Source organism: Halobacillus mangrovi (assembly GCF_002097535.1).
GTDB lineage: Bacteria > Bacillota > Bacilli > Bacillales > Halobacillaceae > Halobacillus > Halobacillus mangrovi_A.
On record NZ_CP020772.1, the window covers coordinates 122,627 to 149,385 of the forward strand.

Consider the following 26,759-nt stretch of genomic DNA (forward strand, 5'->3'; position numbering starts at 1 on the left):
CTCCTTTACTTATTGAATCTTTTTTTCCATTTGCTCATTGTATTCTTGATTTTATCCAAAAACCCTGCTAAATGCCTTAAGTAATTTTTCATGTTTTTCGGCACCAATCGCCAAATCAAACGAAAAACAAGTTTAATTGGATAAAATACGACAAGAAACAATAAGATTATACCCTTTAAAAGTATCTTATAAACAACAATAAGTAAAGAAAAAATTAGGAAAATCATGGATTTTATCGGCCATATGACAAGATGGTAAATTATTTTTTTCAATGTTCGCAGAATGGCTGAGACCACTCTTATAATCACTTCAAGTGCTTTTAAGTAAAGATTCTGAAAGAGTGCACGGTAGCTCGCGTAACCACAAGCAAGAGCGACAAATACATAAACACGAAGCTCACCATAGTTGGCTAAATAAAGAATATAAAAGAGAAAAGCAGCTTGAATCAACCAGAACAAAAGTTGATAAATGATTTCAAGCAAGCTCTTCTTATTTCGATTATGAAAAAATCGCTCAAACGTGTCCACAGAAGCTCCTACAAACATCCCCCCGGCAAGCATAGTGAGGATCGTTACGAACTGAGTGGTGAGGCTCATTTGAACAGCTTGCTAAACAACCCTTTAGCTTTCTCCCCTTGGTGCTCGTCCAAGTAAGACATCTCATACATTTTTCCCTTGATGGACACGATGCCAGAATCTAGATCTAGGTTTTTCATCTGAAGGTTTTGGCCTCTTATGACCAGGTACCCCATTGAAGTTTGAAGTAAGAATTCTTCACTATCAAAGCTGTCGACCTCTTTGACTCCTGAAATTTCCATGTTTCTTCTATTCCAAATTTTAATATTATGCTCAGCTTGTTGATGACTGCGGACGTTTTGGTTTTTATCATACATTTCCATCTCTAACAGCCCCCTTCTCTAGTACAAGCTATGAGAAAAAGTCGTGTTTTAGAACGATGGAAATAAAGGACCTCTTTTTAATATATTCCGTTAATAGCATGATCTTGAAGACGTACTTTCAATATAATGGGTCCGTTCCTGTTAATACGGTGGGGTGGGGCTGGGAAAAAACGCTTTCCTGCGGAGTACGGCAAGCCTCCTTCGTCGCTTCACTCCCTGCCGGGTCTCGCCTAGCTCCTTCTCCCGCGGGAGTCTCGTCGTCTCCCACATACCCGAACCCCTCCCCTTATAGGAGTTTGCGGAAACAGTAGAACCCAAGAATAAAAGGAAAGAACCACTGCAAAGCGCAGTGGTTCACTCTTATTTCACGGGTTCTTCTTTTTTTATCTCGTATAAGGAAGCTGCTTCATTTTTATTTACATTCTCTTTTAATGATTTCACTTCGATCGTTAACACTTTCTGGCCGAACTGAATGGTGAGCTCATCTCCTATAGCCACGTTACTCGCCGCTTTACTTTGATTGCCATTAATGCTGATCCGTCCTTGGTCCGCCACTTCTTTAGCCAACGTCCGCCTTTTAATCAGTCGCGATATTTTTAAGAATTTATCTAAACGCAATTTATTCCACTCCTTTATGTTGTTCTTTCGCTTGAACCCAAAGTTCTTCCAGGGCATCTAAATCATAATCGTTCAAGGAACGACCTTTCTCTTGAGCTGATTTTTCCATAGCAGCCAGTCTAGTTCTGAACTTTTGGTTTGTCCGTTGGAGAGCATTCTCACTATTTAATTTGTAATGTCTCGCAAGGTTCGCAATGGCAAACAGCCAATCACCGAATTCCTTCTCCATCTCTACCTGATCTCCCTGTGCACGTGCTTCTTGGAATTCTTGCCACTCCTCCTTCACTTTTTCAATGACAGGTTCAGCAGAATCCCAGTCGAATCCTACTTTGGCAGCTTTCTTCTGAAGCTCTTCCGCTTGTAATAATGCAGGGAAGCTTCCAGGTACGGCATCGAGGATTGAGGACGGCATCCCGCCTTTCTCTTCCTGTTTGATGGCCTCCCAATTTGTCACAACTTCCTCTGCATCGTTGACGGTAACATGCTCAAATACATGCGGGTGACGACGGATCATTTTATCTGTTACCGATACTATTACGTCATCAATAGAGAAAAACCCTTCATCCTCGCCAATTTGGCTGTGCAGCATCACCTGAAGCAACACATCGCCAAGCTCTTCCACCATATGCTCGTCATCTTGTCGATTTACCGCATCAATGAATTCATAGGCTTCCTCTATCAAATATTTACGTAAGGATTCATGGGTTTGCTTCCGATCCCAAGGACAGCCATTTGGTCCTCTTAAGACCCGAATAACTTCCCTTAAGCGGAAAAACTGATGATTTAGTTTGTCCTTTGGTACTGGAGGGATATAAACACTCGTCAAATTGTTGACTTCCACATTACGGTCAAGCTCCTTTAGGGGTACAGTGAGCACCTGCTCCTGACTGCTACCCGCTGCAGTTACGATCGTAATAGGATAGTCAGGCGGCAAATCTTCCAGAAGTGTTAACTTTACTTCAGAAGCGATCATCGAATCATAGACTTGGCACAAAATCGTATGGTTCACCAATTGGATTTGTTCTCTATGAAGATCTGTAGCGTCTAAAAATTGAAGGCCTTCAATCGGATCAATTTCTAAAGCGGTAAACGTAGCATCTAAGAAACTTTGGCCGCCTTGAATGTCTAAATGAACATGACCGTGGTCACGCTTTTCTATTAAAAGCTGGACCGTCCGCTCCGCTAGCATTGGGTGCCCAGGGACGACATAAACTACGTCTGCCTCCTGTGCTGCCTGAACCAGCTTTTCAACGATCGTCTCATAAACACCTTGAAATTGGGACTGCTTCTCGTAGACATCATCAAAACTCAGAAATCTCAGTCCGTCTTTTTGCAGCTCATCTATTACGGGATGATCTAGTGTCCGTACGTAAATAGTTTTGTCTTTACTCGTCAACTGTCGGTAGATGCCTAACGGAAGCTGCTCTTTGTCTCCTGCACCTAACCCTATTACCGTAATCGTATTCATGATTTCAACCCTTTCGGAAGTAGTCGTTGCAACGTATTATAAAAAGGCATAGGCTCGAGCTCTTTTTTTGTAAAAGTACCAAGCGTCAATAACAATAGAAAGTACACAAGACCTCCAAGAGTCGTCATTGTGAGTGTATAAATAAGTAAGAGGACGCGCCCATCGGCCATGATTCTTTCCCCAAAATCGTGGAACAATGTCAAAAATAAGATCATTCCTGTCAGGGAAGCACCAATTTTCAGCCAGGGCATATTCAGCCATCGGTTCAACGGTATTTCTTTTCCTAAGAGTACGATATTTCCTGCTAAAACGAAAGCTGTAGCTATCGTGGAAGCTACCGCTGCCCCATGTAAACCAAAAGCCGGGATCAGCCAGTAATTGCCAAAGACTTTTATCCCAATGGCTAATAGAATCAAAGTGGCGGTATGACGTACATATCCCAGCCCCTGCAGTACAGATGCTGTCGTTAGAGAAAGAGAAGCAAACAAAATGACGAGCATAAGGACCCTGAGAGCATTTGTTCCTTGTGTATTTTGAAAAAACAGTTGGTTAATCTCTGGAAATAAAACAATCAGGCCGGCTGTTGCCCCCAGACTAATGATTAAACTGATTTTCGTTGAATTGTACATATAAGTTTTGACATGTTCCGGATCCTTTTCATAACGTTTCCTCGTCACAGAGGGAATTAAAGCCAGAGCTACTGAAGAAGCAAGGACGGTCCCTAGTTGAATCAAAGGCTGTCCTCGGTCAAAAACTCCTTTCAGCACTCTTGCCTTTTCCATCTCTACCCCAAACTCTAGAAGCCCAGGAACAAGTGAAAGCGAATCAACGAATTGCATAGATAGTAACAGTGTATAGTTTAAACAAATAAATAACCCGTAAAACAAAATGGTTCGTATGTAGGAAACTGATGTGCTCCATCTCTCATTTTTCCAAATGGACTGTTTTTTTACGAAGAATAATAACACACCTAGTCCTCCGCATGCGCCTAGAAAAGAGGCGACTGACGCTCCGATCCCAACGACATAGAGGCGGTCAAATTTTATGACTAAAACGGCAGTGGCAATAATTGTACTGACTCGAATGAGCTGATCTAGGATTTGCGATACGGCTGTTGGCTTCATTTGATTCATACCTTGGAATACACCCCTGAATAAAGAGATGAATGGCACGAGTAAAAACACAAAAAAAGCCGACCGTAAAGATGGAATGAGTTTTTCATCCCCCATGACAGCAGCTATAGCAGGTGCCTGAGTAAAACCTATCACAAAGATCAGGCCGCAGATTCCCATTAACCAGGAGAATACCGGCAAATAAAAAGAAGGGAGAGACAGGAATGACTTTTCTTCCATGAATTCTGAGACAAGCTTTGAAATGGCGGCGGGAAATCCGTATAAAGAAAGGATCAGGGCTACGCCTAGAATAGGATACACTTGCTGGTAAACATAAAATCCTAAATCCCCTGTAATATTTTGCAATGGCACCCGATATCCTGCACTCAGTATCTTACTGATTAACCCTGCAAAGGTTAAGATTAGTGCTCCTTTAACGACGGATTGCGATGTTTGATTGGTCATTGTGGACCCTTTCTCTGTATGATGTATGTTCTTCCCTATTATATCATACGAAAGGCCAGATCCTTTACCGTTAAGGACCTGACCTCACTGTCTATTCCATTTGTTTGGCAAGAAAGCTGGCTGCTGTCTGAACCGCTTTGTTTGAACCTTCATCAAGTGGAGATCCTTCCTTGTTAAAAGCGACAACACAACCAATTGGATCACCCTGTGCGATAATAGGTTGAATAATGTATGATATGACATCCTCTTCTTGTCCGCGGACGAATTCTACTGGAGTCGGGTGCTTCTCTGAAGCCATGCTTCTTGAGTCCATCACCTGCTCTACTTTCGAACCGATTGAACGATTCATATAATCTTTCTTCGCCCCACCAGCTACGGCAATAAATTCATCCCGGTCACAAATCAAAACAGGCATTTCAAGGGTTTCACTTAGAGCATCTGCATATTCTTTTGCGAAATCACCCAGCTCACTAATTGGGGAATACTTCTTCAGAATGACCTCACCTTCTCGGTCAACGAAAATTTCCAGTGGATCCCCCTCGCGAATCCTTAAAGTGCGGCGGATTTCCTTGGGAATGACAACACGACCTAAATCATCTATACGACGTACTATACCAGTTGCTTTCATTCTTATGCTGCCTCCTTTTCTTTGGTGATGTTCCTATTACTATCCTATGAAGCGCATGCAGAATAAGCGGGTGATTAAGGATAGTATGATACAGCAGAATAAACCTATACATCCTTGGTATGGATTTTTTTATAATATACCGGTTAATTAGGATAATTTTGTTAAGGATTACGGGTAAAAACTTCAAAAAAGATACCCCTCACCTTAAAGGTGAGGGGTAGGATGATGATTATGCCGTTGTCGTTTCCCGTGCCATTTCTGGAAGTTTACTGATGAACTCCTCTACAATCTCATAACGCTTGAGCTGAGATTTTCGATCCCAATTGAAGGTTACTTTTAACTGGTTATCTTCCGTACCAAGCTGGACAATCCGTCCGTATTTATTGGCAAATTCAAACAGTTTTGCTCCGTCAATTTGCTGGCTTTGTTCCGATTCCATAACCATTTCAAGTTTTTTCTTCTTCTCAGATATGGACTCAATTCTCGCCTGCTTCGCATATAGGCGGATCGAAGACACACGGAATAGATTCTCTACTTCTTCTGGATAATCCCCGAAACGATCAATAAGCTCATCGCGAAGATCATGGATATCTTCCACAGATTCTATCGCCTGGAACTGTTTATACATGTCGATTTTCTGCTTTTCTTCACGGATATACTCTTCAGGGATATAGGCGTCCATAGACATATCAAGTTCCGGCTGAAAAGGCTGGACAGCTTCCGGCTCTTTACCCTGACGTTTAGCCTCGATCGCATCCTTGAGCATTTGAGAATACATATCAAATCCTACAGAATCAATAAACCCATGCTGCTGTGAGCCTAAAAGATTACCGGCTCCACGGATGGATAAGTCGCGCATCGCAATCTTAAACCCGGACCCAAGCTCTGTAAACTCCTTAATCGCCTGCAAGCGTTTCTCAGCAACTTCAGTTAAAACTTTGTCCTTTTGATAAGTAAAGTAGGCATAGGCGACTCGGTTGGAACGTCCAACACGTCCGCGAAGCTGATAAAGCTGACTGAGCCCCATTCGATCCGCATCATAAACAATCAAAGTGTTAACATTCGGAATGTCTACTCCCGTTTCAATAATTGTCGTGCTGACGAGCACATCGAATTCCCCTTCTAAGAAGGAAAACATGACATTCTCTAACTCTGTTTCATTCATTTGACCATGTGCAAATGTCACACGGGCTTCAGGAACCAGCTCAGCGATTTCCTGCGCCATCCGCTCAATATTCTCTACTCTATTGAATAAGAAAAAGACTTGACCGTCGCGGGCCATTTCCCGTTCAACAGCTTCTCTCAGGAAAATCGGGTTATACTCAAGCACATAAGTTTGAATCGGGAAGCGGTTCGCAGGCGGGGTTTCAATGACAGACAGATCCCTTACTCCAAGCATGGACATGTGAAGTGTCCTCGGTATCGGGGTAGCGGTTAAAGTTAAAACGTCAACGTTATGCTTCAACTGCTTGATTTTCTCTTTGTGCTTCACCCCAAAGCGCTGCTCTTCGTCTACAATTAATAGACCAAGATCCTTGAACTGAACGTCTTTAGATAAAATTCTATGAGTACCAACTACAATATCATCAAGACCTTTTCTTATACGGTCTGTCGTCTCTTTCTGTTGTTTTCTCGTACGGAAACGGCTCATAAGACCGATATTAATCCCAAACCCTTGAAAACGTTCCTGAAGGGTCTCATAGTGCTGTTGAGCTAAAATCGTCGTAGGGACTAAAATAGCGACCTGCTTTCCATCGACGATCGCTTTAAAAGCTGCACGGATAGCTACTTCTGTCTTCCCGTATCCTACGTCGCCGCAAAGCAGACGATCCATCGGTCTGATTCGTTCCATATCTTCTTTGATTTCTTCAATACAGCGGATTTGGTCTTCTGTTTCTTCATATGGAAAAGCTGTCTCAAATTCTCTTTGCATTTCATCATCTTTACTGAAGGCATATCCTTTCGATGCTTCACGCTCCGCGTACAGTTGAATCAAATCATCAGCGATATCTTCAACAGAAGATTGAACACGGCGCTTCACCTTATTCCATTCACTGCCGCCAAGCTTATACACCTTCGGCTCTTTTCCTTCTGAGCCTACATATTTTTGGATCAAATCTATTTGATCGATAGGTACATAAAGCTTATCGTTCCCAGAATATTTCACCATCAAAAAGTCTTTGTGATTGCCATTCATTTCAAGAGTTTCAATTCCGAGATATTTCCCTATACCGTGGTTGGCATGAACGATATAGTCACCCACTTTTAACTCTTGATAATTCTTAATCCGTTCCGCATTTGACATTTTCTGTTTTCGCTTCGGTTTAGCAGTTCGTTTCTTGAACAGTTCATTTTCCGTTAAAACGGCGAGGTGGTGCATCGGCCATTCAAATCCACTGCTTATGTTCCCGATCATGATCGTTGGTTTAGTAAGCGGTAATTTCACTTCATCCTTCGCAATAACCGCTTCCATATCATAATCTTCGAGTACGGACTGAATTTTTTCCTGGCGATTTTCATCAGGAGCTAGAATGATGACAGAGTAATCCTGCTTCTGCCAGCGGTCCATCTCACTTTTTAGTAAATTCATCTGCCCGTGAAACTGCTGCATTTGCCTGCTGGATATATTGACGATATTTTGCGGATGCGTATTTGGAATATGACGCATGAACACAGACATATAAAGGCGCGGATGTTCCATCTTCGCCCATGTATCATGCCAGTCATAGGATATCTTCAAATCACGAACCATTTGGTTTGCTTCCAATAAACTCTGGTGCCATTCGGCCTCTTCCTGATCAAGACGGTTCGCCGTTTCCTGAATCCGACTCATTTCATCGAGAATGAGCAGACCATTCTTTGGCAGATAATCTAGTAAACTTACAGGCCGGTCGTAAAAGTAACCAATATATTTATATATTTCCTGAAAACGTTCCTGCTGTTTAAGCCGATCCAGGTCTTCTTCAATGAATTGATTTAATGTTTCTTTTGCCTCTGATTTAGTCAGCTTCTGTAACGAGTGGCTGAGCGCTTCCTCCAAGCGATGATACGCCCTGACAAAGTCCTCATCCCGTAACAACAGTTCCGTTGCTGGGCCTATAAAAACTTCTTTCAGCTTTTCATGTGAACGCTGAGTTTCTGAATCAAACGTACGAATCGAGTCCACTTCTGTATCGAACAGTTCAATACGATAGGGGTATTCAGCAGTCAATGGATAGATGTCCATTATGCCGCCTCGCAGCGAAAACTCCCCAGGGGTCGCCACCATCTCCGTGCGTTCATATCCCATCCTGACAAAACGCTCGAGATATTCATCTAAATCAATATCTTCCCCAACACGAAAAGGGAGCTGATTGTGCTCCCAATAGGATTTCGGTGGCATAATCCGTTTTAATGCAGCCACAGGGGCAATAAGTATGCCGGTATCTTGATTTAGCCATTGGCTGAGAGAATCGATACGCTGACTTCGAAGCTCTGGGCTTGCAATCGCAATCTCAGAAGCGATCAGTTCATTTACAGGGTATAGATGAACTTGATTTGAATCAGTCAGCTCTTGAAAGTCCTCATACAGTTGCTGGGCTTGGACCAGTTGATGGGTAACCAGCAATACAGGACGGTTTAACGATTCCTTGACTACAGATATCATTAAACTTCGGGAAGCTCCCGATAAACCCGCTACCATCTGCTCTTTCATCCCTGATTCAAAACCCTCAACAACTGACTGGATATCATCCTGCGGATATAGATAATCCTTAATTCCTTGCATAACGAACTCCTCCACCATCCTGTAAAGCTATTCACCTAGAAAAGCTTTCAGGATTTACTGAATAAAGTGATCTAACTCATGGTAGTGTGGATTCTGATCAAGTGTTTCTTTACACGAATCACAAATCGTTTTAATATCCATATTCCCGTTTCCATTCATATGAACCATTTGTTGTTGATCTTCATTATTTAAAAGGTCAAATCCTAATTGTGAAACGTCTACGTGTTCAGCATCCAACTCACCAACTTGATTGTTGCAATGCCGGCAAAAATAACGAATTTTCATATCCATCCTCCTAAAGGCTTGATGGTATTTAGTTTTGCCGGCTTACATAGGGCTTATACAGAATCAGCAAACCATTACAGTCAGTTACTTTGCATTAAATTCATTCATAACTTCATTAAAGGGCTGGTCAATCCATGCTTCACATGCTTTAACTGCGTGCTGGATGCTGTCCTTTACAGCCGTTTGCTGATCTTTATCAAAAGTTCCTAAAACATAATCAATGACAGACATGGGGACACTCGGTCGTCCCACTCCAATTCGTAATCGTTTAAATTCTTTTGTTCCCAATTGCTCAATGATATTTCGTATCCCATTATGGCCGCCATGACCACCTTTTTTGCGCAAACGATTTTTTCCTGGAGGTAAGTCTAGATCATCATACACAACCAGGACATCATCTAATTCAATATCAAAATAATCCATGAAGGCCCTCAAAGACTCTCCTGATAAATTCATGTAGGTCTGGGGTTTCAAAAGAAGTACCTTTTCCCCGTTCACATGTTCAGTTGTATATACACCGCGAAACTTCGTCTGGTTCAGGGACCATTGGTTTTGGCGTGCCAGTTCATCTATGACCATGAACCCTACATTATGGCGTGTCTGTTCATATTTTTTACCTGGATTTCCAAGTCCGACGATACACTTCATCAAAAACTTCCTTTGCTTTATAATGCTATTTCTAAATTATATCAAAGCTCTTACAAAAAAGTTGTCTAATTCTATCGACAAGGAAGATACGTTCGCTATCCTACTCTTCATCATAGAAAAGGGGCGGGCCTTCTGGCCTCACCCCTTGATCATAACTTCGTTTATTCTTTATCTTTATCTTCGTCTGCTTCTTCTCCTTCTTCATCATCACTTTTCTCATTGATGACTTCAGGTTCAGCATCCGCATCTTCTATTTCAGGCTCTTCCGGCATTTCTTCTGGAGGAGTGACAGATACAATTGTTGTATCTTCATCTTCCGTGATTTCATAACCTTTTGCTTCCTTCAGGTCTCCTACAAGGATACTGTCGCCGATATTCAGCTCAGACACATCAATAAGGATTTCTTCAGGAATATCAGCAGGTTTCGCACGGACTGCTATTTCGTAAAGAGGCTGTTGCAATACACCGCCTTCTTTCGATCCAGCTGCTTCTCCTTCCAAATGGATAGGAACTTCAACATCCATTTCCTGACCCATATTTACAACGTAAAAGTCTGCGTGAATAAGCTCGTCCTTCAATGGATCGATCTGGTATTCATGCAGCATGACATCGACGCTGTCTTTACCTTCGATATCAAGTGAGATAATGGCGTTTTTACCTTCATCACGAACAGTTTTTAGTAACTCTATGCTGTCAACAGCCACTGTAATCGGTTCTTTATCTTTCCCGTAAACAACGCTCGGTACGCTTCCTTCAAGTCGTAATTCACGTGTTACAGATTGTTTGAGATCTTGTCTTTGTTTTGCTTTCAATACGTTAGCCAAATTCATCAACCTCCAATAAATTTACCAATCATTTATATCAGTTTCCCGTTATTGACAAGAGTTAAACATATTTTATTAAATTTTTAATCAAATAAGATACTAATGGACTGACGTTCATGAACACGGATGATCGCTTCACTGATCAATCCTGCTACGGAAAGCTCTGTAATTTTTTCGCTTGTTTTATCTTCACCGAGTGGAATAGTGTTCGTTACGACCAACTCTTTAATCTTAGAGTTGTTGATACGGTCGATGGCTGGACCAGAAAGCACAGGGTGCGTACAGCATGCGTACACTTCTTTTGCTCCATTCTCAACTAGAGCATTTGCTGCAAGTGTAATGGTGCCTGCAGTATCAATAATATCGTCGATCAAAATCGCAGTTTTTCCTTCAATGTTACCGACAATGTTCATGACTTCGGAAACATTTGGACGCGGACGGCGTTTATCAATAATGGCAATTGGCGCTTTCAAACGGTCCGCCATCTTACGAGCACGTGTTACACCACCGTGGTCCGGAGATACGATAACAATATCTTCAAAGTTCTTTTCTTCGAAGTAGTCAGAAAGGATTGGGACACCGACGAGGTGATCAATCGGCAAATTAAAGAATCCTTGAATCTGTGGTGCGTGGAGATCAAGCATAAGGACGCGAGATGCTCCAGCCGTTTCTAATAGATCTGCCACAAGTTTAGCTGTTATCGGCTCACGAGCTCGTGCCTTACGATCTTGTCTTGCATACCCATAATATGGCATAACGATATTAATCGTACGTGCAGACGCTCGTTTTAGTGCATCAATCATAATCAACAGTTCCATGATGTGCTGGTTAACTGGTTCGCATGTCGACTGAACAACATAAACATCGCACCCACGGATACTTTCTTCGATGTTGATTTGAATTTCGCCATCACTGAATGATGTGACGGTGCATTTCCCTAGTTCTACTCCGATATTCTCAGCAATCTCTTTGGCCAATTCAGGATTAGAGTTCAGTGAAAACACCTTTAATTTTGAATCCTTGTACCCATTTTCCATGGATCGAACCCTCCGTTAATCTTTTTTGATCGACTTCATTTTATTCGCATAGCCTTCTTTATTCGTCTGTCTTGAACGAGCAATGGACAGGGCTTCTGCAGGTACATCTTTATTGATTGTAGATCCAGCAGCTACATACGCCCCTTCACCTACTGTGACAGGAGCAATCAAATTTGAGTTACAGCCAATAAATGCATCATTTTCAATCGTTGTCAGGTGTTTATTCTGTCCATCATAATTCACTGTTATTGTACCACACCCGATATTTACACCGCTTCCGACTTCAGCATCGCCGATATAACTCAAATGTGAGGCTTTGCTTCCATCACCAAATGAAGCTTTTTTAACTTCCACAAAATTTCCTACTTTTACATCGTCTCCGAGAGAGGATTGTGGTCGAATATGTGCGAAAGGTCCGATCTGTACGCGTTCTCCAATTCGGCTGTTTGCCGCTACACTTTGTTTCACCACAGTCTCTTTTCCAATATGACAATCTGTAATCGTAGAGTGAGGGCCAACGACGGCGTCATGAAAAATCTGTGTATCTCCTTCAATGACACATCCAGGATAAATCACTACATCCTGTCCGATCTTTACATCAGGGCCGATATAAGTCTGGTCAGGGTCTACAATTGTTACACCGCTTCTCATATGTTGCTCATTGATTCGTTTTTTCATGAGTTTTTCAGCTTTAGATAAAGCAACGCGGTCATTAACCCCAAGGGATTCAGAGAAATCAGGCGTTTGATAAGCACTGATGACTTCGTCTTGGTCCTTGAGAATTTCGATCACATCCGGAAGGTAATATTCTCCTTGAACATTGTCGTTGGATACGTTTTTCAACGCTTCAAAAAGCGCCGCGTTATCAAAGCAATACGTACCCGTGTTGATTTCCTGGATCGCCTGCTCTTCTTCAGAAGCATCCTTCTGTTCAACAATTCTTTCCACTTGGCCGTTACCTCCGCGAATCACACGTCCGTAGCCAGATGGATCCTCAGCATGAGCTGTCAGAATTGTAGCCTTTGCCTTCTGTTCGTCATGCTGATCCAGAAGCTTTTGCAACGTCTTACCTGTCAGTAGAGGAGTATCTCCACAAACGACAACAGTCGTTCCTTCTTTATCTGCCAAAATATCTTCTGCTTGTAAAACAGCATGTCCTGTGCCTAGCTGCTCTTTCTGAATGACATAATGGCTATCTTCACCCAATTGATCTTGGACTTTCTCAGCACCAAAACCAACAACCGTAATCAATTCTTGCAAATCAAGTGTATTTAACTGGTCTACAACATGCTGAACCATAGGCTTTCCGCATACCGGATGCAGAACCTTATAAAGCTTTGACTTCATACGTGTACCTTGGCCAGCTGCTAAAACTACAGCATATCGGTTAGTCATAAACGTACCTCCATCCTAATTATCCACTATGAATAATATCTTAAAACAGGCCTGATTTCAACAATTCCCCCTATAGGTCAACAGTCATGTGAAAGTATGCCAAACACAAATACATTTGGACTAAATGTACTTATTGATAAGAATGGAAAAAAGCATCACAAAAAAGAGCCCAACCTCCCAATTGAGGTCAGACTCTCTTCGTTCATAAGTATTAGGAAGCTCCGGCTTCTTCAAATTCTGCCTCAGCTTCTTCTGCTTCGCCAGCACGGTGGTATTCCTCAAGAACTGCATCTTGAATTTTGCCCCGTGTACCGGAATTGATCGGGTGTGCAATGTCTCTAAACTCCCCATCTGGAGTACGTTTGCTTGGCATTGCAACGAACAACCCATTGTTGCCATCAATCACCCGTATGTCATGAACAACAAACTCCTGATCCAAGGTAATAGAAGCAATTGCTCGCATTCTTCCATCGGTATTAACGCGTCGCAGTCTTACGTCAGTTACTTCCATTATCATTCACCACCTTTTTCCCAAAAAGAACTTATGTACATGAATTCCACAAAACGGTAGAAATTCCTGCCTATTTTCAAAAAAATTTTTATAATCAAGATATTTTAATAATTCACATCGTCTCTTCTAGCTATTCTCTATAATTCCATATAATAACAGAATAGTGAGAGAGATGGTTTCGAGGTGTTTGATTCAAGTTTAGAGCGCATGGGAAGGGTTCGCTTTCCTGCGGGGGAACTGGCGAGCTTCCTCGGGCTATTCGCCCTGTGGAATGAACATGCTAGATGCCCTGGAAAACGAAGTTTGAGGAGGCTCATCACATGCCCACGGAAAGCGACCCGTTTTCCCATCCACCATATATCATGTAAAAGCCCCGAAATTTCTGGTTGGAGGCTTATTTTCAAGAGTGCAACTTACTAATCACATGAGGTAACGTTAAGGTATAAAAAATGAAGGTCCTCCATTGCGGAGAGGACCTTCATAGAACCGAACACTTATATATAATTTAAAAGGTTGCCAGGGCGAACTTCGATCGTTTGACGACGGTCGTCGGCATTCATAATCTGCACAACAGAAATATAATCGTCTACCACTCGATCCTCTTCCTCATCTTCTGCTTCAGCAAGCACCCCGACCCCGACAACTTCGGCATTAAATTCTTTCAGCAAGTTACGCATTCCATTTATAGTTCCGCCAGCTTTCATAAAATCATCGATGATACAAACCTTAGATCCTTCTTTCAAAGATCTCTTTGTTAAAACCATCGTCTGGATCTTGCGTGTAGACCCTGAAACATAATTAATGCTAACCGTTGAACCTTCTGTCACTTTCGGGTCGCGGCGGGCAATGACGACTGGTACATTCAAGTAAGAAGCCACAGCATACGCTAGTGGAATTCCTTTTGTAGCAACGGTGATAATAGCGTCGATTTCTTTATCTTTAAAGGCTGAAGCAAATAAGCGTCCTATATTTCTCGTCGTTTCTGGATCGCCAAGGATATCGCTCATAAATAAGTACCCTCCGGGAAGAAGACGTTCAGGATCTTCTAAACGTTCACAAAGCTGATTAACAAAAGTATCACTGTAAGACTTTGAAAAGGCGGGAATATATTTCACTCCTCCAGCTGCTCCGGAGACAGTTTCCAAATAACCGATCCCCTCATGCTGGAACATCTTGTTGATGATGCCGAGATCTTCGCTAATCGAGGATTTAGCTGCATCATAATTCTCAGAGAAAAATGGGAGGGAAATCAATTCGCGCGGACGTTCTAAAATAAAATGAGTCATTGCAACCAACCGTTCACTTCTTTTCATGTAGTAGACACCTCAAAATCCGAATATTATTTATTAATATACCAAATTTGTACGGATTTTATCAAGTGTCCTCCCGATAACCGAGCATACGAACCATATACACTTCATGGCAAAACCCTTTTAAACTGTTATAAATCCGCTGCGCACGGGCATCTTGATCCACAAGTGAAAATACCGTCGGGCCGCTGCCACTCATCAATACAGCGTCTGCTCCTGCATGGTGCATTAGATCCTTGATCTGACCTACTTCCTCATGTAGCTTGAGCGTTACTCCTTCTAATGTGTTTCCAACGTGATCACAGATGCCGTCAAAATCAAAACGTTGAATAGCAGCAATCATACCTTGTGTATCAGGATGTAAAGCTCCTTCCAAATTAAGATTTTGATAGACCGTCTGAGTGGAAACTCCAACGGGAGGCTTGGCTAAGACTACCCAGCATGGGGGAGGGGCGGGCAATGCCTTTATTTTTTCCCCACGTCCTGTCGCATGTCCCGTACCTCCATAGACACAAAAGGACACATCTGACCCAATTTCAGCCCCTAGTTCAGCCAATTGATCCGTACTCAAGTTCAACCCCCAAAGTCTATTCACACCTCTTAGCACGGCTGCCGCATCACTGCTTCCTCCAGCAAGGCCGGCAGCAACAGGGATGTTTTTTTCTATAAAGATCCTTACACCTTCTTCAACTTCATAACGGTCTTTTATCAGTTTGGCAGCTCGATATGCCAAATTCCTCTCATCATTCGGAACAAACCGACTTTCCGATTCAACACGGATACTACCGTCTTCAAGAAGATTGAGCTCGATTCGGTCCGCTAAATCGACGGTAGTCATAACCATTTCCACTTCATGAAAACCGTCCTCACGTTTATATAAGACATCCAAAGATAAATTTATCTTAGCAGGAGCTTTTTCAAATAATTGCATACGTAAGCACCTCAACTTCATGTTTATCTTCATGCATTGTACCATATTTTCGCATGATGAGGCGCGGGGATTAACGTCACGAGCGAAACACATCAAAAAGGCCCCAGATGCTTGAGCACACCTGAAGGCCTTTTTATTATAGCTGGTCTTTCATCATTTCTTCTTCTGCCATTTGAATTGCCCGTTTAACCATATTACCGGCATCACGTGTTGTAATGCCGCCCCATCCATCTTGCTGTACCTTGTCGTAAAAACCAAGTTCTTTCGCGATCTCTTCTTTCAACGAATCGGACATTATTCCTCTTCTGCGTCCCATCGTCTTCAGCTCCTTTCGCCTTCAACTTGATACGACAATATTAGTATGCTTCTTTTCCCTGTTATCATCACAGCAGATGTATGTAAGGATGGTAAGCTTTTCTAGTGTATGTTCTCTAAAAATGCGCAAAATAAAAAGCAGTAAACTTAGTGTTCACTGCTCAAGAGCCATTGTCTGCAAATCATCGAAGTTCAGTTCTACTGTTTCTGTAAGAACATCGGCATAGCTATACGAAACACGTTCAAAAGCATTTTCTTCTTGGTCTAGTTCTACAATAAAAACGGCAGGATAGGTTTCTGCAAGAATTCCTGAGCGTTCAATCGTTTTACGACGACCGCCGTTCGCTTTTAATGTTAGTCGTTTACCAATTTGCCCTTCCAGGGATTGCTTAATTTCCACTAACGTTTTAGCCACTACACTCCACCTCACTGTTTTTTATCTTACCATAGAACTGGGACAAAGTCAAATAAACATCACATTATACCAATAGCTATAAAAACATGTCAATCATAATATTTTCAAATAGCTTCTCGGATAGGTTATCCATTAAAAGGAAAACTATGCAACAAATAAGAAAAACTTGTAAAATAAGAGTTTTTTAGCGGCTTTGCTGTGTCCATAAAAAAGATCCACATAAGGTAAGGGTATGAAGAATTTTTTTGAAATATGAGTGAAATCGATGGAAAAAACCGCTGCTGCACATTCTTACAGCAACGGTTATTGATTTTCTCCTGTCTCCTCTGTTCCCTCTATTTCTTCTGCTTCTTCTGAATATGGAATTCCTATTCTTAAAAGTCCTTTTGTTTCTACTCCGCCGAGACCTTTTTCGCCACTAATTGTATTTCGGATAACTTCCCAAATGTTGATATGATCCATAAATGAAGTATAGGCTATCCGAGCGGCTACATATACCGGATCGATAGCATGAATATTCACACGCGCAGGTGAACTGGCAAAGTTTGCCCCCGCTTTAATAATCGATTCAAAATGAGACTGACAGGCGCCCGCAAAAATAACGAGCTGATCAAAATTAGGATATTTACGCCTAATATTTCTGACCGCTTCTACAAAATAACGAGAATGACGATAGGCTTCCAGTTCCCTGGTCGTTCCTTTAGCTTTCGAGTAGGAATCATGACCTGTTAAAACGACAATTTGCGGGTGGACCTTTTCAACCAAATCCATGATTCGGTGTGGCATTTCTTTCTCATGAAGATATTGCCCATGAACCTGCAAGCCTAATTGTTCATACAACGCAATACATTTTTTCAAAAACAGAGGATCTCCATCAAGATGAAGAATACGGGGAGGGATCTGAAAATACTTGGCTTCTGTTCCCGTCTGATATCCATTACCTGCTTCAGCGTCTCTTTTCTCTTTTAATAACCGGTAATCTTGGCGGAAAAGACGATAGGAGTAAGCTTCCTGTTCATCTACTTGCTGTTTACGTCTATGGTACTCTGAGCCTGAAACCTTCTCCAAATCTTCATATGGAGCATCGGCTTCAAGGCGGATATGCTCTCCCATGAGCTTAACTATTGGACGATCGGCTGATTTCACTCGAAAAATAATATCATGTTGATAGGACTTTCTTGTAACAAGATCTCCATTAACTATCATGAACTCCCCACCTCACACCAAACGTTACTGTAGTCTATGTGAGAATGGGCAAGATGTGTCCCGGTTTATTCAGAATACAAGCAATCCGCTAGCTTTGCGAACTCTTGCATCGTTAACGACTCGCCGCGTCGCTTCGGATCGATATCGACAGAATCTAATTTTTCTCGAAGTTCTTCTTTATCCATCTTTCCTTTAAAATGACGGGCTAAGTTATTCATCAGCGTTTTTCTCCTTTGTCCGAAAGACGCTTTAACAAGGTCAAAAAAGAACTCCTCATCCTTTACGTCAACAGGAGGGGAAGATCTCATTTCTAAATGGAGTACAGAAGAATCGACATTTGGCTGCGGCATAAACACGGTCTTAGGCACATTTATAGATACATTTGCCTCTGTGTAGTATTGAACAGCGATGGATAATGAGCCATAACTCTTCGTATTTGGTTCAGCAGCCATTCGATCTGCCACTTCTTTTTGAATCATAACTGTAATGCTGTCAATCGGCAGGCGATCCATCAACAGCTTCATTAGAATAGGAGTTGTGATGTAATAAGGAAGGTTTGCAACTACACGGATTGGCTGCCCCGGTTGGAAGTGCTCTTTGATTACTTCTTTCACATCAGCCTTCAGGATATCCTGGTTAATGACTTCCACATTGTCGTAATCGGATAAGGTTTCATTTAAGATAGGCAGCAATCGCTGATCGATTTCAAATGCTACAACTTTATCAGCATTCTGGGCCAGCTGTTCAGTAAGAGCTCCGATCCCTGGACCAATTTCAATAGCCCCTGCAGAAGCGTTTATCCCTGCGTTGTCAATGATATTCCTTAGAATATTTACATCAATCAAGAAATTCTGTCCCAGGCTTTTTTTAAAGGAAAACCCGTGTGTCTCCAAAATTTCTCTCGTACGTGTTGGTGTTGCTACTGCTTTACTCTTCATTTCTTTCCTCCTGAATAATATCCCTCATGGCTTCATTCAACTGTTCCTTCGTAATTTGAAACATATTTAAGCGACGAAGCAGCTGTTTACCATTTGTTTTACCTATATGAAGTTTGATTCCAAGCTTCTGTCTTCGCTGGCGGGATAACCTCCCCCCAAGCAGGCCGTACGATATTAAATCATTTTTTGTAATGTGTTCTTCATACTCCTCCACAAGCTCGTATACAGACGAAAGAGCGGCACGAATATCCTCAACGGAAGCATGTTCAATTCCAATGCCTTTATCTAGCTTGGCACGCGCTAAATGCTTAGGAAGAAAAGCGTGCTTACAGCCTGGTACATGCTCGTTAACAATGTGTCTGATTCGCTCTCCCGGATAGTCAGGATCGGTAAAAATGATTATTCCTCGTTTGTCTTTCGCATGACGGATCTGCTCAAGGACAGTTTCATTAATCGCTGAACCGCCCGTTTCAATCGTATCGGCATCTACGGCCTCTTTCAGACGTGCTGTATCATCCTTGCCTTCCACTACGATGACTTCTTTTATCTTCACCTTATTTCCTCCTGCTTATGTCGGCCGTTATCTTTCCATAGCATACCACGTGTGCACAAGCGAAAAAAGCAGAGGAGCCATTCCTCTGCTTTATCCATCAGTCTAAAATTTTCACTTTGACGTTTCGACTCCCAAAACTTAAAGCTTCACTTTTAGAAGACATAAACAAGTCAATACGGTTTCCGTCAATGGCACCGCCTGTATCCCCAGCGACTGCATATCCATACCCTTCAACCCACACTCGACTTCCGAGCGGTATGACACTTGGGTCGACAGCGATAACTTTTTTATCTGGATTCTCCTTAAGGTTAATCCCCGTTGCTGTTATCCCTGAACACCCTGAACAATTTGCTGTATAAGCTGTTGCATGCATATATAGGGTTTTGGATTCGCTCTCCTCACCACGTGAAACGACAGTTGTTGCTTCATTGGAAGATTCAGAGCTGGAAGAGGAGCTTGCCTCCTGAGAGCTTGAATCATTTGATGCTGCCGTATAAGTTTTTTCTACTTTTGTGCCCACAGCTACAATTTTCTTTTTGCTCTCTTTCTCCACGGATTCTTTTAACAGTTCACGATCTGTTTCTTCCCCGTTTTTAAGAGTAACTTCATACTTCTTGGTCACTAACCCTTTTTCTCCATCAGAAACGACTTCCCTTTCCCCTTTAGGCAAAGAGTCATCTTTACGAGTTTCTACTGAATAATCCACTTCTTCCTCAATAACATCTGTCACTTTTTCGACTCTGGTTATTGTAACGTTCGTGTCCTCTGTTAATGAGTCACTTTTGGCTGGTTTCAATTCATCCAGCTCATTCAATGTGACTTCCTGATTTTTTAGAAAATCTCCTACAGTTGAAGCTGTTGTCCATACTTTCTCTTCTTCTCCAGCATCATCTAGTACGACTTGTACCGCTTTATCAATTTGCAGTTCCATTCCTGCTTCAATCGTAGTATCTGATTGATGCGACACCTCATCTTGTTCTTTAAGACTAATCTCTTCTTCTTCGATAAATTCACCGACTGTGTCTGCAGTGGTGTGGTATTTCTTTTCCTGATCATCTATGGTTACACTTATAGATTTAGAAGGTATGTAATTTACATCCATTCCATCTTTAACTTCTGAGGATAACTTATGCGAAAGTTCATCATGTGGCTGTACGGTGACATTAACCTCTGACAGTAAATCGCTAATAGTATTAGAATGAGTGCGGATAATTTCTGATTCACCATCAATAGTCACTTGTACCGAAGCTTTAGTAGCTTCATATGTTACCTTTGTCAAAAAGGCCATGCATAGGATTGCAATTGTAAATGCAAAAATCAATTTTCGTTTTGAAATCGATTTGAAACTATTCTTAATTCCCACCACTTTTGCCTCCTTTCTAAAATCAGCGTAATCTTGCAGTTATGCAATTGTAAAAATTAAGCAGGCTTCCTTAAATAAAAAAGGAGCCAGCTTCAAATTCGCTGACTCCTCCATTATGCATTTTTACCTATGAGATTAACATAACAAACATGTTACAATTCCCATACAATTTTAATGTGGTTTTGTAACATTAGATCAAAAGTCCTCCACCTAGGCTTTAATCCTGAAGAATTTCATCGCATTTGCTGTTGTAATTTCACTCACTTCTTCAAAAGTAAGCTCCTTTAATTCAGCAACTTGCTCAGCAACTAGTTTAACGTAAGCAGGTTCATTTCGCTTCCCGCGGTTAGGATGCGGTGCAAGAAATGGACAGTCTGTCTCGACAAGCAAATGTTTCATATCTACGGCTTTGGCTACTTCTTTAGGGAGCTTTGCATTTTTGAATGTTACAGGGCCGCCTAAAGAAATCATAAAGTTCATATCTATGCATTCCTGCGCCGTTTCGACCGGACCGCTGTAACAATGCATGATTCCGCCAACTTCCTCTGCATTCTCTTCTTTTAGAATTTCAACGATGTCATCTGTTGCTTCTCGATTGTGAATAATAATCGGCATTTTCACTTTTTTAGCAAGACGAATTTGCTTGCGGAAAACATCTTTTTGAACATCGGCTGGAGATTTATCCCAATGATAATCCAACCCCATTTCACCAATGGCGACCACTTTCGGGTGAGAGGAAAGTTCTTCGATCCAATCTAAGTCCTTTTGGGTCATATCTATGGCATCAACCGGATGCCATCCGACCGCTGCATAAATGTGATCATGGTTTTCAGCGATCTCCATTGCTTTCGGGATCGTTTTTCGATCGAAGCCCACAACTGTCATGTAATGAACTCCCGCTTCTTTTGCTCGCTGGATCGTTTCTTCCAAATCATCTTCGAACTGATCTGCGTTTAAATGGACGTGTGTATCGAAAAGCATCGAAATACCACCTTTCTTGTTATAGAGATTCTGTTAAATGTCCCATATTAGTCTGGAAATTTCCCATCACTCATCCTACTTGACTGGAAAAACGAAACCGACTTAAAAGGATTTTTTCAATCCAGTTTGATGTGGAAAATACTTTTAGCTTCATGACAGTAAGTCGTTTCACTCCTGGACCCGGTCGTGAAGTAACTGAGAGAAGTATTACAAAACCTATAAAAAGGGGAAAGCACATCTGCTTCCCCTTTTTATATTTTATTTAACTTTTGTACCGTTACTTAAAGATTGGTCGATTGAAGCTAAAGCAAGTTTGCCGTTTTCATCTTCTCCAGCAAGGATCATTCCTTGTGAGAGCTCTCCACGCAATTTCACTGGCTTCAGATTCGTGATACAAATCACTTTTTTACCGACGAGTTCTTCAGGAGTGTAGTGTTCAGCGATTCCTGAAACAACCTGACGCTGTTCATCAGTACCGAGATCGAGCTGGATTTTCAAAAGCTTGTCCGCTTTTTTGATTTTATCCACTTTCACTACTTCTGCTACACGGAAGTCAAGCTTGGCAAAGTCATCAATCGTCACTTCTTCTGCTTTCTTCTCTTCTTTTTTCTTTTCTTCCTTTTGAGGAGCTGGCTTTTTCATCATATCTTTGATGATCTGCGTTTCTTCTTCAGCATCCAGACGAGGGAAGATTGGGTCATCTTTTTGGACATGTGTCCCTGCCGGAATCGCTCCGAATTGATTCAAACTTTCCCAAGACTTCTGTTCGTCAGAAGTTACGCCCAGCTGGCTGAAAATACGCTCTGGCGTTTGAGTTAAGAATGGGCGAAGCATAACGGCAATTTGACGAAGTGATTCCGCTAAGTGAGCCATGACATTGCCCAGACGCTCTTTTTGACTTTCATCTTTAGCAAGGATCCAAGGCTGTGTTTCATCAATGTACTTGTTTGTCCGGCTGACAAATCTCCATAGATCTGCGAGAGCTACAGAGAACTCCATGTTTTCAAGAGACTGTTCGACTGACTGACGAGTCTCTTCAGCAAGCTGCTCAAGATTTTTGTCATATTCATCTTCGCTAAGTGTAAGCTGAGGGATTTCCCCATCAAAATACTTACTGATCATCGCCACTGTGCGGTTCAACAGATTACCTAAATCATTAGCAAGATCGTAGTTTGTCCGTTCTACGAATGCTTCAGGTGTGAAGACACCATCAGAACCGAATGGAACTTCACGCAGCAAATAATAACGCAGGGCATCTAATCCATAACGATCGCTCAATTGAACGGGGTCTACGACATTCCCTTTCGACTTGGACATCTTTCCGTCCTTCATTAAGATCCATCCGTGAGCAAAAACTTGCTTAGGTAGTGGCAGGTCAAGTGCCATCAGCATGATTGGCCAATAAATCGTATGGAATCGCACGATTTCTTTTCCTACAAGCTGAACATCTGCTGGCCAGAATTTCTGGTAACGAGTGTCCTCCTCTGAACCGTAGCCCAGGGCTGTAATATAGTTACTCAAAGCATCGATCCACACATAGATCACATGCTTTTGGTTTCCTGGAACACCTACGCCCCAATCAAATGTGGTACGGGAGACAGCCAAGTCTTCAAGACCGGGCTTGATGAAGTTGTTAATCATTTCATTCTTTCGGCTCTCCGGTTGAATGAACGTGGGGTTCTGTTCATAGAACTCCAGCAGCTGATCTACATAGTTGCTCATTTTAAAGAAATAGGATTCTTCCTTAACTTTTTCTACAGGTCCTCCGCAGTCCGGACAATGGCCTTCGTCCAGCTGGCGTTCTGTAAAGAAGGATTCACAGGAAGTGCAATACCATCCTTCATATTCGTCTAAGTAGATATCCCCTTTTTCCATCAAGTAATCAAAAATCTTAGCAACTACTTTTTTATGACGCTCTTGTGTCGTACGGATAAAATCGTCGTACGAAATATCTAATTTATCCCATAGATCCTTAATACCGCTGACGATATCATCCACGTACTCTTGAGGGGCCACCCCTTTTTCTTCCGCTTTACGTTGGATTTTCTGACCGTGCTCGTCCGTTCCTGTCAGATACATCACTTCGTACCCTCTTAAACGTTTATATCGAGCCATAGCATCACCAGCTACAGTCGTATAGGCATGCCCTATATGCAAGTTCCCGCTTGGATAATAAATCGGGGTTGTAATATAAAAAGTATTTTTCTCCTCAGGCATCGTTTTCCCTCCTCTTAAATTCCATACAATGAATGCATTGCGTAATTCATAATGATTATTGTATCATTCTATCGATTTATTTTCTGTATTTCCATTCCTAACATTAAAATATACCGAATTTTACGTAAAACTGTCAAAAACAACGAATATTTACATTTAACATATGTAAATACTCTGGTAAAATTATATGTAAATCTATAGATGGATTTTTCAACCATTTATGGAATACACACTATAGTGAACCATTCCAGAAAAAGGCCTGGAATTATTGTCATCTTCCCTTCACTTTTATACCCAGACCGGTATAAAGTGCTGGAAATAAAAATACAATTTAAAGAATTGACACGTCTGGGAATGGTTGGTACTATTATGTCGAGACATATGTCGAACGATGACGAAAATACTTTTGATTGAGGGGAGACAGAAAAATGAAATCTACAGGTATCGTACGTAAAGTTGACGAACTTGGTCGCGTGGTTATCCCGATTGAGCTTCGTCGCACACTAGGAATCAATGAAAAAGACGCTTTGGAAATTTATGTTGACGATGATCGCATCGTCCTTAAAAAGTACAAGCCTAACATGACTTGTCATGTGACTGGGGAAGTTTCAGACGAAAATATGAAACTTGCTAACGGCAATCTTGTGCTATCTAAAGAAGGCGCACAAATGCTGTTACAAGAAATTCAGTCAAACCTAACTAAATAAAATAGATAAATAGAAAGATAAACATAGAGAGACGACTACAAAGGTTACTCATTGACGACATGACATATGTTCGAACAAAACCCCTTACTGTTAACAGGCCTGACAGTAAGGGGTTTTTATGATGTCTTTAGTCTTTTTCTACATGGTAGGCTTGGTAGACATCTCTTTTTGACATTTTACGGTCCACGGAGGTTTGCTTGATGGCTTCTTTACTTTTCATGTTTTCCGTTTCAATATAATGATTGACATGATCAATGATCGATAAATGGGTCCACCAGAAATCGTCTTCCCTTTCTTGTTCCTCTGCCCCCTCTACGATGATGCAAAACTCGCCTCGAACATCCTCTTGTTCAGCCCAGTTAACCAATTCTTCCAGGCTGCCTCGAACATATTCTTCATAGCGCTTCGTCAATTCACGGGCTAATGTGGCTTGCCGATCTCCGAATATCTCCCGTACATGACGGAGCATCTCTTTTAGACGATGGGGAGATTCATAAAAAATAATAGTCGCTGATATATTTTTAAGCGCTGTTAATTCAGCTTCCCGCTCTTTCTTTTTTCGTGGCAAAAAGCCACAAAACTGAAACCGATCTGTTGAAAGCCCTGAACCAGCTAGTGCAGGAAGAGCTGCATTTGCTCCAGGTAAAACGATAACAGGAAGATCTTCTTGAATGGCTTGGCGAACCAAATCCGATCCTGGATCAGATATGCCAGGCATCCCAGCATCACTCACGACCGCAATCCGATCCCCTGCGCTAATCTGATCAATCAATTGAGGCCCTCTCGTTTGTTTATTATGTTCATGATAGCTAATCAGAGAGGTATGGATATCAAAGTGGTTCAGCAGTTTTTTAGTATTCCGGGTATCTTCCGCTGCAATAGCGTCAGCGTTTTTCAACGTTTCTACTGCACGAAAAGTCATATCATTTAAATTTCCGATCGGGGTCGGCACGATATAAAGAGCTCCCTGCTCCTCATCCTTAAAACTATTTTGTATTTTCATCCACCATGCTCCCTTCTGATTCTCCAATAATCCACGCTTCTTTTTGGGAACGAGACATTCGCTTTACCCGATATTCCTGCTGCATCGCTTCTTTCTTTGTTTCAAAGGTTTTTACAGCTTCTAAAATGAAGGGACCTCTCCCACGAGTGTATTTCGCACCTTTTCCTTCTTCATGCTTTCGTAAACGAGCCTCTAAGTTATTCGTGTAGCCTGTATAAAGCGTTTGATCTTTACACCGAAGCACATAAACGACATGCTCATTTTCCATAAAGGATTTCCTTTAATTCCGGAGTATATTCGTTCTCGTTCGTAAGTGCGTATAAAGGGGGAAGGATAGTTAGGCCTGGTTTACCGTCTCTTGTCCCTTCAATCAATAAAATATTTGCTTCTTTGCCCTCTTTGGGATAAACGAGACGCATGCGCTTCGGCTCAAGCTTATGCTTCTTAAACAGCTCAATAATTTCGACCAATCGATCAGGTCTGTGAACCATCGATACCTTACCGCCAGATTTAGCAAGACGGCTGCAGGATTCAATGACATCTTCAAGCGAACAATAAATCTCATGTCTGGCGATGGCGAAATGCTCATTGAGATTCTGTTCATCTGATTTTGGAGTTGGAAAATAAGGGGGATTGCATGTCACAAGGTCAAACTTGCGATTGCCATAATAGGCCGGCATGTCTTTTAGATCTCCATGTATCATACTTAGCTGGTCTTCTAGTCCATTTAATTCGACATTACGAAGAGCCATATCGTAGAGGCGTTCCTGTAGTTCCACCCCTGTAATAGGAACACTTGACCTTCTTGATAAAAACAGAGGGATAACTCCATTTCCCGTACATAAATCAAGAATTTTACCTCGCGTTTTCGGTACGTACGTGAAATCTGCCAGCAAAACTGCATCTAAAGAAAAAGCGAATACGCTGGGGCTTTGGATAATTCTCATATTTTCTTCCGCTAATAGATAATCGATTCGTTCATCTCCATACAATTGAACCATATTTTCTTTTCCTTTCTTGTACTATAAACATTGAAATGATGGTGAATGGGAAAACGGCTCCCGTTCGGTGGGCATGTGCTGAGCCTCCTCAGACTTCGTCTTCCGGGGTCTCACCTATCATGTTTTTCCCACAGGAGTCTCGCCGTTTTCCCATCCCCGATACG

Annotated in this window: 27 protein-coding genes; 1 reads left to right on the top strand and 26 read right to left on the bottom strand. The window is 41.9% G+C overall.

Annotated features, from left to right (window positions below):
• Positions 1-5: 5 nt before the first annotated feature.
• The 23 genes from yabQ to metG form a co-directional block, all read right to left on the bottom strand.
• Positions 6-596 carry a spore cortex biosynthesis protein YabQ gene (gene yabQ, locus HM131_RS00765; protein WP_085026989.1) on the bottom strand — a complete coding sequence of 197 codons (591 nt, stop codon included), beginning with the start codon at positions 594-596 and terminating at the stop codon, positions 6-8.
• Positions 593-892 (bottom strand): sporulation protein YabP, encoded by a 300-nt coding sequence (yabP, locus tag HM131_RS00770; protein WP_157130884.1) that lies wholly within the window; start codon positions 890-892, stop codon positions 593-595. The genes yabQ and yabP overlap by 4 nt, the downstream gene beginning before the upstream one ends.
• A 366-nt stretch (positions 893-1,258) precedes the next feature.
• Positions 1,259-1,516, bottom strand: a complete 258-nt coding sequence (locus HM131_RS00775) for an RNA-binding S4 domain-containing protein (RefSeq protein ID WP_035543911.1) — start codon at positions 1,514-1,516, stop codon at positions 1,259-1,261.
• 1 nt (position 1,517) lies between these two features.
• Positions 1,518-2,984: a bifunctional methyltransferase/pyrophosphohydrolase YabN gene (gene yabN / locus HM131_RS00780; RefSeq protein WP_085026992.1), complete on the bottom strand. Its 1,467-nt coding sequence runs from the start codon at positions 2,982-2,984 to the stop codon at positions 1,518-1,520.
• Entirely contained in the window at positions 2,981-4,561 is a 1,581-nt protein-coding gene (locus tag HM131_RS00785; protein ID WP_085026994.1) for a putative polysaccharide biosynthesis protein, read from the bottom strand. The genes yabN and HM131_RS00785 overlap by 4 nt, the downstream gene beginning before the upstream one ends.
• A 91-nt stretch (positions 4,562-4,652) precedes the next feature.
• Positions 4,653-5,189, bottom strand: coding sequence for a stage V sporulation protein T (gene spoVT / locus HM131_RS00790; protein WP_085026996.1), 537 nt, complete (start codon positions 5,187-5,189; stop codon positions 4,653-4,655).
• Positions 5,190-5,418: 229 nt separating this feature from the next.
• Positions 5,419-8,955: a transcription-repair coupling factor gene (mfd, locus tag HM131_RS00795; RefSeq protein ID WP_085026998.1), complete on the bottom strand. Its 3,537-nt coding sequence runs from the start codon at positions 8,953-8,955 to the stop codon at positions 5,419-5,421.
• A gap of 54 nt (positions 8,956-9,009) precedes the next feature.
• Positions 9,010-9,240 carry an anti-sigma-F factor Fin gene (locus HM131_RS00800; protein WP_085027000.1) on the bottom strand — a complete coding sequence of 77 codons (231 nt, stop codon included), beginning with the start codon at positions 9,238-9,240 and terminating at the stop codon, positions 9,010-9,012.
• A gap of 84 nt (positions 9,241-9,324) precedes the next feature.
• Entirely contained in the window at positions 9,325-9,888 is a 564-nt protein-coding gene (gene pth, locus HM131_RS00805) for an aminoacyl-tRNA hydrolase (RefSeq protein WP_085027002.1), read from the bottom strand.
• A 161-nt stretch (positions 9,889-10,049) separates the two neighbouring features.
• Positions 10,050-10,712: a 50S ribosomal protein L25/general stress protein Ctc gene (locus HM131_RS00810; RefSeq protein ID WP_085027004.1), complete on the bottom strand. Its 663-nt coding sequence runs from the start codon at positions 10,710-10,712 to the stop codon at positions 10,050-10,052.
• 83 nt (positions 10,713-10,795) lie between these two features.
• On the bottom strand, positions 10,796-11,749 hold the full coding sequence (locus tag HM131_RS00815) for a ribose-phosphate diphosphokinase (protein ID WP_085027006.1): 954 nt from the start codon (positions 11,747-11,749) through the stop codon (positions 10,796-10,798).
• Between the two features lie 15 nt (positions 11,750-11,764).
• Entirely contained in the window at positions 11,765-13,144 is a 1,380-nt protein-coding gene (gene glmU, locus HM131_RS00820; RefSeq protein ID WP_085027008.1) for a bifunctional UDP-N-acetylglucosamine diphosphorylase/glucosamine-1-phosphate N-acetyltransferase GlmU, read from the bottom strand.
• Positions 13,145-13,355: 211 nt separating this feature from the next.
• Entirely contained in the window at positions 13,356-13,655 is a 300-nt protein-coding gene (gene spoVG / locus HM131_RS00825) for a septation regulator SpoVG (protein ID WP_085027010.1), read from the bottom strand.
• A gap of 494 nt (positions 13,656-14,149) precedes the next feature.
• The gene (gene purR / locus HM131_RS00830) at positions 14,150-14,968 is read right to left on the bottom strand and encodes a pur operon repressor (RefSeq protein ID WP_085027013.1); all 819 of its coding nucleotides are present in this window, start codon (positions 14,966-14,968) and stop codon (positions 14,150-14,152) included.
• 61 nt (positions 14,969-15,029) lie between these two features.
• Positions 15,030-15,896 carry a 4-(cytidine 5'-diphospho)-2-C-methyl-D-erythritol kinase gene (gene ispE / locus HM131_RS00835; protein ID WP_085027015.1) on the bottom strand — a complete coding sequence of 289 codons (867 nt, stop codon included), beginning with the start codon at positions 15,894-15,896 and terminating at the stop codon, positions 15,030-15,032.
• Between the two features lie 136 nt (positions 15,897-16,032).
• Positions 16,033-16,212, bottom strand: coding sequence for a small, acid-soluble spore protein, alpha/beta type (locus HM131_RS00840; RefSeq protein WP_085027017.1), 180 nt, complete (start codon positions 16,210-16,212; stop codon positions 16,033-16,035).
• Positions 16,213-16,365: 153 nt separating this feature from the next.
• Complete coding sequence (gene veg, locus HM131_RS00845) at positions 16,366-16,626, bottom strand: biofilm formation stimulator Veg (protein ID WP_035545428.1); 261 nt, start codon at positions 16,624-16,626, stop codon at positions 16,366-16,368.
• Positions 16,627-16,929: 303 nt separating this feature from the next.
• Positions 16,930-17,832 carry a sporulation peptidase YabG gene (gene yabG, locus HM131_RS00850; protein WP_085027019.1) on the bottom strand — a complete coding sequence of 301 codons (903 nt, stop codon included), beginning with the start codon at positions 17,830-17,832 and terminating at the stop codon, positions 16,930-16,932.
• 65 nt (positions 17,833-17,897) lie between these two features.
• Positions 17,898-18,770: a 16S rRNA (adenine(1518)-N(6)/adenine(1519)-N(6))-dimethyltransferase RsmA gene (gene rsmA, locus HM131_RS00855; protein ID WP_085027021.1), complete on the bottom strand. Its 873-nt coding sequence runs from the start codon at positions 18,768-18,770 to the stop codon at positions 17,898-17,900.
• Positions 18,760-19,323, bottom strand: a complete 564-nt coding sequence (gene rnmV, locus HM131_RS00860; protein ID WP_085027023.1) for a ribonuclease M5 — start codon at positions 19,321-19,323, stop codon at positions 18,760-18,762. The genes rsmA and rnmV overlap by 11 nt, the downstream gene beginning before the upstream one ends.
• 97 nt (positions 19,324-19,420) lie before the next feature.
• On the bottom strand, positions 19,421-20,686 hold the full coding sequence (locus HM131_RS00865; protein ID WP_157130734.1) for a G5 and 3D domain-containing protein: 1,266 nt from the start codon (positions 20,684-20,686) through the stop codon (positions 19,421-19,423).
• Positions 20,687-20,896: 210 nt separating this feature from the next.
• Positions 20,897-21,667, bottom strand: a complete 771-nt coding sequence (locus HM131_RS00870; protein ID WP_085027025.1) for a TatD family hydrolase — start codon at positions 21,665-21,667, stop codon at positions 20,897-20,899.
• 258 nt (positions 21,668-21,925) lie between these two features.
• The gene (gene metG / locus HM131_RS00875; protein ID WP_085027027.1) at positions 21,926-23,884 is read right to left on the bottom strand and encodes a methionine--tRNA ligase; all 1,959 of its coding nucleotides are present in this window, start codon (positions 23,882-23,884) and stop codon (positions 21,926-21,928) included.
• Positions 23,885-24,312: 428 nt separating this feature from the next.
• Between metG and HM131_RS00880 the strand changes: the two genes are divergently transcribed.
• The gene (locus HM131_RS00880; protein WP_085027029.1) at positions 24,313-24,591 is read left to right on the top strand and encodes a transition state genes transcriptional regulator AbrB; all 279 of its coding nucleotides are present in this window, start codon (positions 24,313-24,315) and stop codon (positions 24,589-24,591) included.
• 127 nt (positions 24,592-24,718) lie between these two features.
• On the opposite strand, the gene rsmI is transcribed toward HM131_RS00880, so the two are convergent.
• Genes rsmI through HM131_RS00895 form a run of 3 tightly spaced genes read right to left on the bottom strand, consistent with a single transcriptional unit; the run spans position 24,719 to position 26,595 of the window.
• Positions 24,719-25,594 (bottom strand): 16S rRNA (cytidine(1402)-2'-O)-methyltransferase, encoded by an 876-nt coding sequence (rsmI, locus tag HM131_RS00885; protein WP_085027031.1) that lies wholly within the window; start codon positions 25,592-25,594, stop codon positions 24,719-24,721.
• Complete coding sequence (locus tag HM131_RS00890; RefSeq protein ID WP_085027033.1) at positions 25,578-25,862, bottom strand: GIY-YIG nuclease family protein; 285 nt, start codon at positions 25,860-25,862, stop codon at positions 25,578-25,580. Before HM131_RS00890 ends, rsmI begins: the two co-directional genes overlap by 17 nt.
• Entirely contained in the window at positions 25,852-26,595 is a 744-nt protein-coding gene (locus HM131_RS00895; RefSeq protein WP_085027034.1) for a tRNA1(Val) (adenine(37)-N6)-methyltransferase, read from the bottom strand. The genes HM131_RS00890 and HM131_RS00895 overlap by 11 nt, the downstream gene beginning before the upstream one ends.
• Positions 26,596-26,759: the final 164 nt, after the last annotated feature.

Bases quoted from the DNA above. Each gene is read 5' to 3' on its own strand.
- yabQ (WP_085026989.1), bottom strand. From the start codon at position 596: ATGAGCCTCACCACTCAGTTCGTAACGATCCTCACTATGCTTGCCGGG.
- purR (WP_085027013.1), bottom strand. From the start codon at position 14,968: ATGAAAAGAAGTGAACGGTTGGTTGCAATGACTCATTTTATTTTAGAA.
- pth (WP_085027002.1), bottom strand. From the start codon at position 9,888: ATGAAGTGTATCGTCGGACTTGGAAATCCAGGTAAAAAATATGAACAG.
- yabP (WP_157130884.1), bottom strand. From the start codon at position 892: ATGTATGATAAAAACCAAAACGTCCGCAGTCATCAACAAGCTGAGCAT.
- ispE (WP_085027015.1), bottom strand. From the start codon at position 15,896: ATGCAATTATTTGAAAAAGCTCCTGCTAAGATAAATTTATCTTTGGAT.
- HM131_RS00880 (WP_085027029.1), top strand. From the start codon at position 24,313: ATGAAATCTACAGGTATCGTACGTAAAGTTGACGAACTTGGTCGCGTG.
- metG (WP_085027027.1), bottom strand. From the start codon at position 23,884: ATGCCTGAGGAGAAAAATACTTTTTATATTACAACCCCGATTTATTAT.
- mfd (WP_085026998.1), bottom strand. From the start codon at position 8,955: ATGCAAGGAATTAAGGATTATCTATATCCGCAGGATGATATCCAGTCA.
- yabN (WP_085026992.1), bottom strand. From the start codon at position 2,984: ATGAATACGATTACGGTAATAGGGTTAGGTGCAGGAGACAAAGAGCAG.
- HM131_RS00785 (WP_085026994.1), bottom strand. From the start codon at position 4,561: ATGACCAATCAAACATCGCAATCCGTCGTTAAAGGAGCACTAATCTTA.
- HM131_RS00895 (WP_085027034.1), bottom strand. From the start codon at position 26,595: ATGGTTCAATTGTATGGAGATGAACGAATCGATTATCTATTAGCGGAA.
- HM131_RS00815 (WP_085027006.1), bottom strand. From the start codon at position 11,749: ATGGAAAATGGGTACAAGGATTCAAAATTAAAGGTGTTTTCACTGAAC.
- HM131_RS00870 (WP_085027025.1), bottom strand. From the start codon at position 21,667: ATGCTTTTCGATACACACGTCCATTTAAACGCAGATCAGTTCGAAGAT.
- HM131_RS00840 (WP_085027017.1), bottom strand. From the start codon at position 16,212: ATGGGACGCAGAAGAGGAATAATGTCCGATTCGTTGAAAGAAGAGATC.
- HM131_RS00800 (WP_085027000.1), bottom strand. From the start codon at position 9,240: ATGAAAATTCGTTATTTTTGCCGGCATTGCAACAATCAAGTTGGTGAG.
- HM131_RS00890 (WP_085027033.1), bottom strand. From the start codon at position 25,862: ATGGAAAATGAGCATGTCGTTTATGTGCTTCGGTGTAAAGATCAAACG.
- spoVT (WP_085026996.1), bottom strand. From the start codon at position 5,189: ATGAAAGCAACTGGTATAGTACGTCGTATAGATGATTTAGGTCGTGTT.
- rsmI (WP_085027031.1), bottom strand. From the start codon at position 25,594: ATGAAAATACAAAATAGTTTTAAGGATGAGGAGCAGGGAGCTCTTTAT.
- yabG (WP_085027019.1), bottom strand. From the start codon at position 17,832: ATGATAGTTAATGGAGATCTTGTTACAAGAAAGTCCTATCAACATGAT.
- rsmA (WP_085027021.1), bottom strand. From the start codon at position 18,770: ATGAAGAGTAAAGCAGTAGCAACACCAACACGTACGAGAGAAATTTTG.
- spoVG (WP_085027010.1), bottom strand. From the start codon at position 13,655: ATGGAAGTAACTGACGTAAGACTGCGACGCGTTAATACCGATGGAAGA.
- glmU (WP_085027008.1), bottom strand. From the start codon at position 13,144: ATGACTAACCGATATGCTGTAGTTTTAGCAGCTGGCCAAGGTACACGT.